Origin of the sequence: Crystallibacter degradans, from assembly GCF_012952295.1 — a bacterium.
Classification (GTDB): Bacteria; Actinomycetota; Actinomycetes; order Actinomycetales; family Micrococcaceae; genus Crystallibacter; species Crystallibacter degradans.
In genome coordinates, this window is the sequence record NZ_JABBCH010000018.1 from 34,711 (window position 1) to 47,202 (window position 12,492).

The 12,492-nt window shown below is 63.7% G+C and carries 15 protein-coding genes; 12 read left to right on the top strand and 3 right to left on the bottom strand.

Features of this window, described 5'->3' with window-relative positions; translation table 11 throughout:
- Positions 1 to 45 precede the first annotated feature (45 nt).
- The gene (locus HGO92_RS19780; RefSeq protein ID WP_169997896.1) at positions 46 to 414 is read left to right on the top strand and encodes a hypothetical protein; all 369 of its coding nucleotides are present in this window, start codon (positions 46 to 48) and stop codon (positions 412 to 414) included.
- Positions 415 to 845: 431 nt separating this feature from the next.
- Here HGO92_RS19780 and HGO92_RS19785 read toward each other — a convergent pair whose 3' ends face one another.
- Positions 846 to 2,255 carry an MBL fold metallo-hydrolase gene (locus tag HGO92_RS19785; RefSeq protein ID WP_169997898.1) on the bottom strand — a complete coding sequence of 470 codons (1,410 nt, stop codon included), beginning with the start codon at positions 2,253 to 2,255 and terminating at the stop codon, positions 846 to 848.
- A gap of 181 nt (positions 2,256 to 2,436) precedes the next feature.
- Here HGO92_RS19785 and HGO92_RS24905 point away from each other — a divergent pair, with 181 nt between their 5' ends.
- The 5 genes from HGO92_RS24905 to HGO92_RS19810 all read left to right on the top strand — a co-directional run bounded on the left by HGO92_RS24905 (position 2,437) and on the right by HGO92_RS19810 (position 5,287).
- The gene (locus HGO92_RS24905) at positions 2,437 to 2,613 is read left to right on the top strand and encodes a DUF8730 family Cys-rich protein (protein ID WP_502305992.1); all 177 of its coding nucleotides are present in this window, start codon (positions 2,437 to 2,439) and stop codon (positions 2,611 to 2,613) included.
- A complete protein-coding gene (locus tag HGO92_RS19795) occupies positions 2,610 to 2,960 on the top strand; it encodes a DsrE family protein (protein ID WP_169997902.1) in 351 nt (116 codons plus the stop codon). The genes HGO92_RS24905 and HGO92_RS19795 overlap by 4 nt, the downstream gene beginning before the upstream one ends.
- A gap of 191 nt (positions 2,961 to 3,151) precedes the next feature.
- On the top strand, positions 3,152 to 3,802 hold the full coding sequence (locus tag HGO92_RS19800) for a GntR family transcriptional regulator (protein WP_264669849.1): 651 nt from the start codon (positions 3,152 to 3,154) through the stop codon (positions 3,800 to 3,802).
- A 51-nt stretch (positions 3,803 to 3,853) separates the two neighbouring features.
- A complete protein-coding gene (locus HGO92_RS19805; protein WP_169997906.1) occupies positions 3,854 to 3,997 on the top strand; it encodes a hypothetical protein in 144 nt (47 codons plus the stop codon).
- 288 nt (positions 3,998 to 4,285) lie between these two features.
- The gene (locus tag HGO92_RS19810) at positions 4,286 to 5,287 is read left to right on the top strand and encodes an ATP-dependent DNA ligase (RefSeq protein ID WP_169997907.1); all 1,002 of its coding nucleotides are present in this window, start codon (positions 4,286 to 4,288) and stop codon (positions 5,285 to 5,287) included.
- 133 nt (positions 5,288 to 5,420) lie between these two features.
- Here the strand turns inward: HGO92_RS19810 and HGO92_RS19815 are convergent, their stop codons facing one another.
- Positions 5,421 to 5,591 (bottom strand): hypothetical protein, encoded by a 171-nt coding sequence (locus HGO92_RS19815; RefSeq protein WP_169997909.1) that lies wholly within the window; start codon positions 5,589 to 5,591, stop codon positions 5,421 to 5,423.
- A gap of 248 nt (positions 5,592 to 5,839) precedes the next feature.
- Here HGO92_RS19815 and HGO92_RS19820 point away from each other — a divergent pair, with 248 nt between their 5' ends.
- From HGO92_RS19820 to HGO92_RS19845, 6 genes are all read left to right on the top strand, one after another.
- The gene (locus HGO92_RS19820; RefSeq protein WP_169997911.1) at positions 5,840 to 6,040 is read left to right on the top strand and encodes a hypothetical protein; all 201 of its coding nucleotides are present in this window, start codon (positions 5,840 to 5,842) and stop codon (positions 6,038 to 6,040) included.
- Positions 5,974 to 6,315, top strand: a complete 342-nt coding sequence (locus tag HGO92_RS19825) for a hypothetical protein (protein WP_205834791.1) — start codon at positions 5,974 to 5,976, stop codon at positions 6,313 to 6,315. Before HGO92_RS19820 ends, HGO92_RS19825 begins: the two co-directional genes overlap by 67 nt.
- A 277-nt stretch (positions 6,316 to 6,592) precedes the next feature.
- Complete coding sequence (locus HGO92_RS19830) at positions 6,593 to 8,281, top strand: TnsB C-terminal domain-containing protein (protein WP_169997915.1); 1,689 nt, start codon at positions 6,593 to 6,595, stop codon at positions 8,279 to 8,281.
- 2 nt (positions 8,282 to 8,283) lie between these two features.
- Positions 8,284 to 9,192 (top strand): TniB family NTP-binding protein, encoded by a 909-nt coding sequence (locus HGO92_RS19835; RefSeq protein ID WP_169997917.1) that lies wholly within the window; start codon positions 8,284 to 8,286, stop codon positions 9,190 to 9,192.
- Positions 9,189 to 10,394, top strand: coding sequence for a TniQ family protein (locus HGO92_RS19840; RefSeq protein ID WP_264669843.1), 1,206 nt, complete (start codon positions 9,189 to 9,191; stop codon positions 10,392 to 10,394). The genes HGO92_RS19835 and HGO92_RS19840 overlap by 4 nt, the downstream gene beginning before the upstream one ends.
- An 89-nt stretch (positions 10,395 to 10,483) precedes the next feature.
- Positions 10,484 to 11,095, top strand: a complete 612-nt coding sequence (locus HGO92_RS19845) for a recombinase family protein (RefSeq protein ID WP_169997921.1) — start codon at positions 10,484 to 10,486, stop codon at positions 11,093 to 11,095.
- 100 nt (positions 11,096 to 11,195) lie between these two features.
- Here the strand turns inward: HGO92_RS19845 and HGO92_RS19850 are convergent, their stop codons facing one another.
- Positions 11,196 to 12,491, bottom strand: coding sequence for an MFS transporter (locus tag HGO92_RS19850; RefSeq protein ID WP_169997923.1), 1,296 nt, complete (start codon positions 12,489 to 12,491; stop codon positions 11,196 to 11,198).
- Position 12,492: the final 1 nt, after the last annotated feature.

Below are 12,492 nucleotides of genomic sequence, written 5' to 3' on the forward strand. Positions count from 1 at the left end.
CTACTACGCTGTGTAGAAGAAATCACCAACAGCGTAAGGAGCGGCATGGCTCGCATCACCATCGGACTCGGCGTCGTTCTCATCGCCCTCGGCGTCACCGCTTACATCATCGCCGCCTTCGCCAGCTGGACGGCGCTGATCCCGGCCGTCCTGGGAGGTGTCATACTGATCTCCGGCCTCATCGGCCTGAAGAATCAGAAGATCGGCATCCACATCGCCCTAGTTGTGGCAGTGCTCGGCGTCCTCGGCACCACGATGAACGTCCTGCAGCTCGGCGCTCTCTTCGCCGGGGAGGCTGACCGTCCTGCCGCGGTGATCACCAGCACGATCACTTTCGTCCTGCTCATCATCTATGTGGTGCTCGGCATCCGCTCATTCATCGCCGCCCGCCGCCGGAAATCAGCAGCGGCTTGACCTCCGGTTCCGCCGCAGGCGGGATCAGATCACGGGCTCTTCGCAGAGGAAAAACGCTTCACGTATCAGGGTCAAGAATCGGCTTGCGGGGCAACGATCTGATACCCCTGCAACGTTCAGTCAGCTATCCCCAGTAGACGACAACGGCAACCGGGACTGCCCCCGGTCTTGTTGGACTCCACAGTGGGTTGACCGGTTGCTACCCACCATGATTTTCGGCATCAGGGGGTGGAGTTGTTGCGGGCACCGACCACACCTCCAACGAGTGCGCAGCAAACTGAACTGCGCGGCGTTGGCCCTCAAGCCGAGTTTGGCCGTACCGGCCAGATAATTGCGTGCCATCAGGTGCTCCGGGAGTTGTCAGGGTGTGGGCACGGCAATGGGCCCGCGCATAAGCAGCGGGCCCATTGCCTGTCGGTGGAGTCGGGCTGTTAGCTGACCGAGGTTGATTGCTGGGAGGCGTTCCATGCTGCCCAGCCTGCGTAGCTGCCGTCGAGTTCGATGACGTCGTACCCGGCGCGGCGCAGGGCGCTGGCCGCGACGGAGTTCCGGACCCCGCTCTGGCAGAAGGTAACGATTGTGCCCTCGGAGGGGAGCTGGTCCTGGTGCCAGAGCACCCGGCCGGCGCTGAGTTGCTTGGAGCCCGGGATGCTGCCGGCGGCGTGTTCGGTCTTGTTCCGCACGTCGAGCAGCAGCGCTGCGCCGAAGTCCTCGAGGTCACCGGGTGCGAGTACCTTCGGTGTGGTCATCGGCAGCCCGTCCAGGGTGGGGGTGAAGCCGGTGACGTTGTCGATGCCTACCCGTACCAGGTGATCCCACATTTCCTGCGCTGCTTCCTGGTCCGGTGCCAGCAGGACCAGCGGCCGGTCATCGGTTTCCGGGTCATACGCCCAGGCACCGAAGCTGGCCATCTTCGTCCCGGCGGGGATGTTCAAGGCCCCCGTCACTGTTCCCTGGTGCACCTGACCGTTCGAGCGGGTGTCAACAAAGGTCACGCGGTCTTCCGTCAGGTCACCGGCCAGCGCTTGGTTGTCCAGTTGCGGCAGCTCACTGCGGGGCCCCATCACATCCGGGCCGAGACGGTTCTGCCGCTTCATCCGCCCGAAGTAGGCGTGAGCATCCGGCTGCCCGTCGAGAAGTTCGCGGACGAAGCCTTCCTCGTCATTGGCAGCAAGGTACGGACCCCACCATGCGTACAGGCGCTCATAGCCCACGGTCGTGGAAGGGATCGCGCCCAAGGCCTTGCCGCAGGCGCTGCCCGAACCATGGCCGGGGTAGACCTGCACGTGATCGGGCAGGGTCAGGAACTTCTCCCGCAGGCTCGCGAAGAGCTGCTTCGCGCCGACAAAACGGGTATCCAGCCCGCCGGCGGCTTCATCCAGCAGGTCAGGCCGGCCGAGATCGCCTGAGAAGACGAAGTCGCCGGAGAGGAGGTACCCGGGTTGGTCGCTGAACGCGCCGTCGGTGATCAGGAAGGCAAGGTGCTCCGGAGTGTGACCGGGCGTGTGCACGGCCTTGATCGTGATGTTGCCCGAGGTGATGGTGCTGCCGTCGTAGAGCCGCTCGGCGCCGAAGCCGTACTGCCAGTCATCTCCGCCCTCACCGGAGACATACATGTCCGCCCCGGTGGCTTCGGCCAGTTCCCGCGTCCCTGAGAGGTAATCGGCGTGGATGTGGGTTTCGGTCACCGCAACGATCTTCATCCCATTGGCGGCTGCCAGCTCCTGATACGGGGTAATGTCGCGGCGGGCATCGACCACTACGGCTTCGCCTTTAGCCTGGCAGCCGATGAAGTAGCTCGCCTGGGCCAGATCCTCGTCATAAATACGCTCAAGAAGCATGATCTTCCTTCCGATAGTCTTTCAGATACCTAGGGGGGTATCGCTCTGGGAACAACAATAATACCTAGGGGGGTATCCGCGCAAGTGCCTCCGGACTCGCCCTGAAATACCCCGGCGGGTATTATGGTGACAGTTTGATTCAACGGAAAAGGAATCACAGATGTGTCGGACAACCACCTGCATGTATTGCCGCAAGACCACCTGGAGTGGCTGCGGTAACCACGTCGACCAGGTCATGCGAGGCGTACCCAACAGTGAGCGCTGCACCTGCTCCACGGTCAACGGGCGCACCACCACAAAGGAAAAAGGTTCCGGAGCCGGCAACTGGCTGAGTCGACTGTTCGGACGCTCAGCATGAGCGCGACATCTGAACCCAGGGTGCTGGTCCTGCATCTGGCCGGACCGGGGCACGAGCCCTTCCCGGACCTTGCCATGGCAATGCGGGTCGCCGGCAACGCCGCAGCGGAGCTGCCCGACGTGGAAATCGAAATTCTCGTCCAGGGACCGAGCGTCGGTCAGCTCATCGGAGACAAGGCGATCGCAGAGGTTCCGGAACCCTCAGTATCGGTCTATGCCTGCGGGAACAGCCTCCGGTCCGCCGGGATCGACCCTTCCGCCCTGCCTTCAGGGGTGAAAGTGATCCCCGCGGCCGTCGCGCACATCGCCCACCGTCAGTTCGACGGCGCGGCTTACCTTCGGGTGTAAGCATGGGTCGGGCTGCCGATGGCTAGGGCAGCGTTTACTTTCCCTCATGGCGCAGGTTTCGTTTCGTACAGGGCGTATTCGCGGTCCGTGTTCACGCGTCTGGCGCAGTGACTCAGTCTCACAAGCGGACTCCGGGCAATGACGTTAGTGTCATACCACGGCAATGTTCGCAAATAGCAGTCGAGGCATTCATGGACACTCACCAGCCGTCGTCTTCCCCCACCAGGCTGTCTGCCTCCGGCGGGACCGGCGCGCCGTTGTGGAAGAAGGTCAGCGCCGACCTGATGGAAGAGATTCATAACGGCGTTTTCGCTTCGGGCTTCCCGGGGGAAGTGGAGCTGGCCAAACGCTACGGCGTGAGCAGGGGGACGATCAGGGCTGCGTTGCGCCCGTTGCGTGAGGCTGGACATATCACTGCCCAGCCTGGGCGTAGGCCTGCTGTGGTTGCGGGCAGCAGCACCGCCTACGGCCCGATCTACAGCATCCTGGCTTCCATCCAGGAATCCGGTATGAACCACTCCAGACCGTGGAGTTCCGCCCATAGCCGTGCTTCCCGACGGGACAGCTCTCTTCCCCACAAACCAAAACGGAACATACGCGGTTGCGCATGTCGCCGGAAGTCCATAGGTCTTCCGCGCGAAGATCGGCCCGTACAAACGAGAATTACAGGCACCGATCCATATCGCCGATTTGTCTATAGGAACATCTCCTCCGGCCGCCGCCTGACACGCTGGGGCGGGCACAGCCCAGAACCAACGCCACCACCGCTAAAGCGCTGCCCGGGGAGGCAACAAGCAGGATGGCTGGCCGCTGATTCGGTCACCACGCCGCAGGTGTCCTAGCCAACACGCGCCGTAACGGCGCGAGGGCCGGCGCTGATCTAGGATCATGCTGTGGTGAAGGTAAAGGGCGTTATCCGCCCCATGGAAACAAGAGAACTCGAAGCCGAAGGCGAAGACTACGCGGCGGCGCGCGAAGCACTGCTGGCCCAGGTCCCCGAAGGCTGGCAAGTACTTTCCGTCATGACGACACGCTAACGAGCGCGAGAAGATCTTAGGCGTCGTTGCCGAGGTTGGGGATTGATTCTCTGGCGCTCAGCCAACCGTCAGGAAACTTTGCAGCTGCACACATAAACCAGCGCTAACGTCGTAGACACCTCAAAGGTGCGAGTGAACACGGCACCGGCCATGGTCAGGAGTAATCCCCCAACCTCCCAGACCAGCCGGTGCCCACTCATTTAATCGCTCACGAGCGATTCCCTTTGCGAAGGCCCAGAAACGGGCCCCACGGCAGTGGCAGGGCTGCAAGGTTTGTAGTGTTAGTTTATGGAAACCAGGCTCCCGCCCGGACTGCGCCCACCCGTGGCAGTTGCACTCGCCCGCGTCGCGGAGAACATCCCCAAGACAGCGGGATCCTGGCAAGCAGAGCCGAAATGGGACGGCTACCGCGCGATAATCGCCAGAGACGGGGAAGACACCTCCTTATGGTCCCGCCAAGGCAAAAACCTCGGCCGCTACTTCCCAGACCTCTTAGCGGCAGCCACCCTGCAGCTGCCGCCCGGCTGTCTCATCGACGGCGAAGCCGTCATCTGGTCCAATGACCGGTTGGATTTCTCCGCGCTGCAGCAGCGGCTGACGACCTCAGCCAAGTCCCTGGTCAAACTGGTCCGCGAAAAGCCGGCACACTTCGTCGCGTTCGACCTCCTCGCCGTGGCCGGACACGACACCCGACAGGAACCCCTCAGCAGCCGCCGCGCACTGCTCGAAGAACTCGCCAAAGACTGGGAAGCCCCGCTCGACCTCTCACCCGCCACCACCGACCCCGCACAAGCCCAAACCTGGTTCAAGGAACTGCCGGCCACAGGAGTAGAGGGCTTGATAATTAAAAAGACCACAGAATCCTACGCGGGAGGCCAGAGAATCTGGCAAAAGCTGAAGCACAGAGAATCCGCCGACGTGGTCTGCGGAGCAGTTGTCGGTCCCATCAACCGGCCCGAAGCCATCGTCATTGGCTTGCCCATCGACGGCGAACTGCGCATCGTCGGCCGTTCCGCCCCGCTCAAGGCCGCGGCCGCGAAACTCCTCGGAGCCCAGCTGCAACCGGCCGGACCCGGCCACCCCTGGCCCCACCGAGTGAAATCCACGGCCCTCGACCGGTTCAACGCCGACAAAGACGAAACCGAACTGACCCTCGTCGAACCGATCGTCGTCGAGGTCTCAGCCGACACCGCGATGACCGGCACATCATTCCGCCACGCCGTCAGGTTCCTGCGTGCCCGTCCCGAGTTGCATCCGGAGGAGCTTTCGACACCCTTCGATAAGCCCTGAACAAGTGCGACTTTGCCAGTGCGCGGCCAGAGCTGGAGCCGGACGACGTCTCCATACTTTCAATGTCGGATCAACGGTGCCCTGAACCGCGTCCCAGACTGTCCATAATATCCATTCGTCCTAATGGATACATTTAGTAGGACTTCTTCTTGGCGGCAGGAACGCCACCACCTGTTGACTGCGCTGGTGTTTTTCTCCGGTGTGCAGGAGTCCGATACTCGCTCGCTCGCATCGGGAAGCGGTCCTCGCTGCGCTCGGCTGTAGAAGCGTTTTTTTCTTTTTTGCTGCTGTCCTGACGGATCATACGTGCCCGCTCCGTACCGTCAACCGGCCTGCGGCCGGCCGCGGACCCGGGATTTTCGTCCGGCGCTCCTGCGTCGCTTATTTCCTCCCGAAATTCCCGTGCCCTTGCCCCTGGCGGGGTTGAGCAGTACTCCGACGGGCACAGCTCCGCAAGCTTCGCCAGCAGGCAAAAAACAACGGGGGGAAGAGCAGAGCTGGCCGGTGCAGAACCGCTGCCCCCACCCCACACCTCGCCAAAGGAAAACAACCATGACCCAGCACCTCATCGCCTGGCCCACCGATTCCTCGTTCGTTTGCCGCGCCGACGCGCTCGGGCGCCGCGACTCGCGCCGCGATATCGATCCGACGCTCACGGACTGCCGCAGGTGCAAAGCCTCGCCGGTGTGGCAGGCAGCCCTGGACGGTACTACCGCCCCGGGCTCGTCTTCTTCGATGACTGCGAGCCGGTGAACGTTTTTGTGCGGCCGCGGACGTGGAACGGCTGGGCCATGCCGTGCCTGCCGGCCAGCCTCGCCCCGGCATACCTGACGAAGACCGGGTTCTATGACTTCGAGGTCAAAGCCGACGGGATCCACTACATCAGCGGCAACGGCAACCCCGAAACCGCCCCGGCCATCACCATCAGGGGCATCAAGTGCTACGACTTCAGCACCCAGGGACTCTGCTGGAACACCGCACAACCGGATACATACGGGGCCACGGGTCAGACCGCGCCGGCCGCCTAAACGGCACCGGGTCCACCCCGCGCCGGCGGGGTGGACCACCACCAGGAACAGCAGCTGGGGACGACAGGGGTGGGGGATCGGGACCACCTAACGCAGCAACGCAAACCCGTTGGCGCGGGAAGGGTTCACAACCTGTCATTTTCCATACTCGCCTGCACGGCGGGCCGCCTGTTTTCGCGGTTGTGCAGGCGAGTGTTGAGCGCTGGTTTTTCAATACTCCTCTGCACTAATGTCGATGTTGCTTACTACTCCTCTGCACACCAAGGGAGGTAGCGGAGTGGATGCAGAATCTACACACATTCGTGAGCCGGGCACGTTGACCATGCCCGATGCTTTGTGGGACCGGACGAAGTCAGTTTCGGCGGTGATCACGCCCTTGGCAGCGCACGCGGTCGTCGGCAGGGCGACAGTTGATGCGGCTGCCCTGGCGTTGGGCATATCGCGACGCCAGGTGTATGTGCTGATCAAACGCCATCGCGCCGGGTCTGGGTTGCTGACGGATTTGGCCCCGGGCCGCTCCTCCGGAGGGAAAGGAACCGCGCGTCTGTTGGACGAAGTCGAAGACCTCGTCCGCGAGATCGTGCGGAAGCAGTTCCTGACCCGGCAGAAACGTACCTTGGCGGCTGTGTATCGCGACATCGCTGCAGCGTGCCGCGCACGGCAGCTCCCTGTCCCGGCTCGAAACACGGTCGAGCGGCGAATCCGGGCGCTGAATCCAGTTGAGGTAGGCCGGCGCAGGGGTGGCCCCAATGCGGTGCGGCAGTTGCAGTCTGCCGGGGACGAGGTGCCGGTGATCGGCACAATCTTGGAACAGGTGCAGATCGATCACACGGTCATCGACGTCATCGTCGTCGACGAACGGGAGCGCCAACCGATCGGCCGCCCGTATCTGACTGTCGCGATCGATGTCTACAGCCGATGCATTGTTGGCATGGTCGTCACCCTGGAGGCGCCCTCGGCAGTGTCGGTCGGGCTGTGCCTGGCGCATGCCGGCACAGACAAAAGGCCATCGCTTGAAAGTTTGGGTATTGAGGCGCAGTGGTCCATGAGCGGGAAGCCGAGACAGCTGCACCTGGATAACGCCAGCGAATTCAAGAGCGAGGCGCTCCGGCGAGGATGCGAGCAACACGGTATCCAGCTGGCCTACCGCCCGCCGGGCCGGCCTCACTATGGCGGGATCGTGGAAAGGGTGATCGGCACCGCGATGCAGCAAATCCACGAACTTCCCGGAACCACCTTTTCCAATCCCGTCGAACGGGGCCGGTATGACTCGGACCGGAAAGCGGCGCTGACCCTGCGCGAGCTGGAGAAATGGATGACCCTGGCCGTGACCAGCTACCACGGCACCCTCCACAGCACCTTGGGGCAGACGCCCACCGGTCGGTGGGCAGAAGGAGTGGCGGCCACAGGGCTGCCGGCGGTTGCCTTGAACCCGACAGCGTTCCTGGTCGACTTCCTTCCCGTCGTGCGGCGTACCTTGACGCGAACGGGATTCGTCATCGACCATGTCCACTATTTCTCGAACGTGCTGAAACCGTGGATCAGCCGGCGCGACACGCTTGGGCCGTTTCTGATCCGTCGGGACCCCCGGGACATCAGCCGGATCTGGGTGTTGGAACCGGAGGGGGTTCATTATGTGGAGGTTCCTTACCGGACGATGGCGAACCCGTCTGTGAGCCTGTGGGAGCACAGACACGCATTGGCGCGGCTGCACGAGCGCGGCCTAGCGCAAGTGGATGAGGCGGCATTGTTCCGCATGATCGAGCAGATGAGAGAGATCGCGGCTACTGCGTCGAAAACAACCAAGCGCATGCGACGCGACGCCGACCGCCGCAATGCAGCGACGACGCGGCGCGGCGGGATACCAGCCCCTTTGCTCCCGCCGCAAGCCCTTGCTGATCAGGCGCCGGAGACGGTGTCGGATGCGGCCCGGGTGCTGCGATTCGATCAGATCGAGCAGTGGTGACCATGGCCGACTACGAGGCACCAGAGTTGTCGCACCTGCACCCGAGTGTGCGGGACACGGCCCGATTGCCTGCGAACGAACGGGTTGAACTGATCCGGGCCGACCGGTGGATCGGCTACCCGCGCGCGGTGGAGGTGGTGGCCCGCCTGGAGACCCTGCTGTGCTGGCCGGACAAACAGCGAATGCCGAACCTGTTGCTGATTGGGCCGACGAACAACGGCAAGTCGATGATCGTGGAAAAGTTTCGCCGGGGGCACCTACCTGTGACCGAGGCAGACCGGGAAAACATTCCGGTGTTGTGCGTGCAGATGCCGTCCGAGCCTTCCGTGTTGCGCTTCTACATCGCGCTCCTGGCGGCGCTCGGTGCACCTCTTCAACCACGCCGGCGTCTGGCCGACGTGGAGCAGATCTCGCTGAAGTTGCTGCGTTCAACGGGAGTGCGCATGCTTGTCATCGACGAGCTGCACAATGTCCTCGCCGGGCAGGGCAACAGCCGCCGGGAGTTCCTCAATCTCCTGCGATTCCTGGGCAACGAGCTGCGCATCCCGATCATCGGCGTCGGAACACGGGAGGCGTATCTTGCGGTCAGATCCGATGATCAGTTGGAGAACCGGTTCGAACCCATCGTCCTTCCCCTGTGGAATACGGGTGAGGACACACTGTCGTTGTTGGCCAGCTTCGCCGCCGCCCTGCCGCTGCAGCGCCCCTCGGACATCGCTACCCCCGATATGGCGCAGTATTTGCTAACCCGAAGCGAGGGAACCATTGGCGAACTCACCCGGCTCTTGACCACCGCGGCGATCGCCGCCGTGGAAAGCGGTGAAGAACGCATCAATCGCCGCACCCTGGTCATGGCCGACTACGCAGGACCCACCGAACGGCGGCGCTTGTTCGAACGCGAACTGATGTGAGACCGCCGGAACGCTGGCCCCTGCACCCGGCACCTGTAGAAATGGAATCGTTGTCTTCCTGGCTGCGGCGGATCGCTGCCAGCTACGGCATGTACTCCGACGCGCTGCTCGAATACGGACTCGGCCAAAGGGAACTCAGCGACCCCGAGCTGGATCTGAACCCGCCGACGGACCTGCTCGAAGAGCTCGCCAAGCGCACCGGTCTTGACCAACACCGCGTAAACGCAATGACCATGGCCGGCTGGGTGCCATGGCTCTTCGACAGCCTCATCCCTGCCCCCGGCGCTTACGAAACCTATGTGCACCAGCTCTCGGTGCTCCTGCCGCCGAAGCGGCGCAATATCTACGCCCCGCGGAAGTGGCGGCCATGGCTGCCGGAAACCGGGGCGCGGCGGGGATGCCCGGACTGCCTGGAATCCAGCCCGGCGCTACTGCTCTTCCGGCAATTGCCGCTCATGGCCAGCTGCCTGGTCCACGGGCGCCGGCTCGAAACCTACGAAGGACATCCTCCTGACTACATTCTGTGGGCAACTCCCGCCCATGACCAGCGGCCGCTGCCGGAGTCGCTGTCCCTCATGGACCGGCGGACCTGGCAGGCGATAACCACCGGTTCCGTCGATCTTCCCCGGTATCCGGTTCACGCCGGCATCTGGTTCCGGCTGCTGCGGACCCTCCTGGACGAACTCACCACCGCGCAGGGACGATATGGCCGGCAACTGGAGGACGTGCGTCGTGTCTGGGAACACTGCGGCCACCCTTTTCGGGCCGGCCTGTATTCGTGGCAGCCGTTCGAGACCCTTCATTGGGCCGTCCAGCAGCAGCTGCTCGAAGCAGCCGCCGCCGCGATGGAACTGATCGAAGCCGGCTCACTGACCGCTCTGGGTACCTCCGCGCACCTCCTGCGTCCCGAACCGAACCCCCGGATCAGCGACGGAACACGGCCTGGCACACGGACAGCAACCGCTCAAGAGAAGCCGACTCTCGATGAGCTCTGGAAACAGGCAACGGACGCACCGGAAGTCTGCATCGCAGCAGCCAAAGTAGACCCGCTCGTCGCGCAGCAGCTCTACGACTTCGCACGATACGGGTGCCGGAGTGAAGAATCCGTGGGCAGTCTCCGGGAAACCTTCGCCGAGCTTCACATACCCCTCGACTTTTGTCACAAACAGAGAATCAATGACCCTTTGCCTGACTTAGAATAAATAACGGGTTAAGTGACATCGTCTGATTCCAGCCGGATCCGGAATCGCACTGTCACTTAAACGAACGTATAAATGATGGAGGGCAACCGATGCTGGTCGGCTATATGCGGGTTTCCAAAACCGACGGATCACAGACCACCGACCTGCAGCGCGATGCCCTGCTTGCCGCCGGCGTCGACTCCGGCCAGTTGTATGAAGACAAGGCATCCGGCAAACGCGACGACAGGCCGCACCTGACCGCCTGCCTCAAAGCCCTCCGGGACGGCGACACCCTGGTGGTCTGGAAACTTGACCGCCTCGGCCGCGACCTGCGCCACCTGGTCAACGTCGTCCATAACCTCACCGAACGGGGCATCGGCCTCAAAGTCCTCACCGGACAGGGCGCAGCCATCGACACCACCACAGCCTCCGGGAAACTGGTCTTTGGGATCTTCGCGGCCCTGGCCGAATTCGAACGCGAGCTCATCTCCGAACGCACCCTCGCCGGCCTCGCCTCGGCACGGGCCCGCGGACGAAAAGGCGGACGGCCCTACAAAATGACACCGGCCAAAGTCCGGCTCGCCATGGCATCCATGGGCCAGCCCGACACCAAGGTCGGAGACCTCTGCGACGAGCTGGGAATCACCCGGCAGACCCTGTACCGGCACGTATCACCCACAGGGGAACTGCGTCCGGACGGTGAGAAACTTTTTTCCAGATAGTCTGCCGGGCAGTGAACAGGGAACGGAAAGTGGCCTAAACCTACGGTTCAGCGCCGCGGGGCGGCTAATTGTCCCCGCCGCCGCCCTAATCCCCTATGTATCAGCCTGTGGGGCGGCGGTTTATGTGGTCAATGGGGCGCATGCGGATGGCCACGATGAAGCCGGAGAGCGCAGTCAGGCCGGTGACGGTCAATACGGCTGCCGGGATGCCGTAGGCGTCGGCGATGAGTCCCGAGAGCAGGGCGCCGACGGCGAATCCGCCATCGCGCCATAGCCGGTAGATGCCGACTGAACGTGCCCGCCACCCGGGGTGGGCGACGTCGCCGATCGCTGCGAGCAGCGTCGGGTAGACCATGGCGGTGCCGGCACCGAGCAGGATGACGGCGGCAAGCCAAATTCCAAAGTCATTCCCGAAGGCGACCATGCCCAGCGCCGCGGCCTGGACGAACATGCCGCCGGCGATCAGGGGTTTGCGCCCGATCCGGTCCGAGAGCGCGCCGGTGACCAGCTGCCCGGCGCCCCAGACGGCCGGGTAGAGAGCGGCGAGGATGCCGATGCGTTCGATGCTGAGCCCTGCGGCGGCGAACAGGACGGGGAAAAGTCCCCAGGCGAGGCCGTCGTTGAGGTTGTTTACCATCCCGGCCTGGCTGACGGAGGAGAGGGATTTGTCGCGGAAGCTGGTCAGGGTGAAGACGGCACGGTTGCTCAGCCCGGCCTGGCTTCCGGCGTGGACCGGGACATGGGCGGCGGCTTCGGCCTTGGCGTGGTGGTGGGTTTCCCGCACGGCCAGGACGGACAGGCCGAGTCCGACCGCGATGAAGGCGGCACCGAGCAGGAACGGCCCTGGACGCAGCCCGTAGGTGGAGGCGATGTAACCGGTGGCCAGTGCGGTGCCTGCGACGCCGAGGTAACCGGCTGCTTCGTTCAACCCCATGGCCAGGCCGCGGCGTTCGGGGCCGACGAGGTCCATTTTCATCATCACCGTGGTTGACCAGGTCAGGCCCTGGCTGATGCCGAGCACCACGTTGGCCGCGACGATCCAGCCCCAGGAGGGTCCGTAGATCAGCAGGACCGGGACCGGGAGGGCGATGAGCCAGCCGGCGACCAGGACGGGTTTGCGGCCGTGGCGGTCCGAGAGGGTTCCGGCGAAGTAGTTGGTGGCGGCTTTGGCCAGCCCGAACGCCAGGATGTAGGTCAGGGCGGAGGTGTACTGGTCGAGGTGGAAGACCTGTCCGGCGAGCAGCGGCAGCACCGTCCGCTCCTGGCCAAGGGTGCCGCCGACCAGGGCGTTGACGGCGACGAGGAGCATGAACTGGGCCAGGTTCTGCCGCAGGCCCAGCGTGATGCCCTCTGGGGTTCGGGGCTGCCGGCGGGCGGGGGTGTTGCCTGAGGCCATT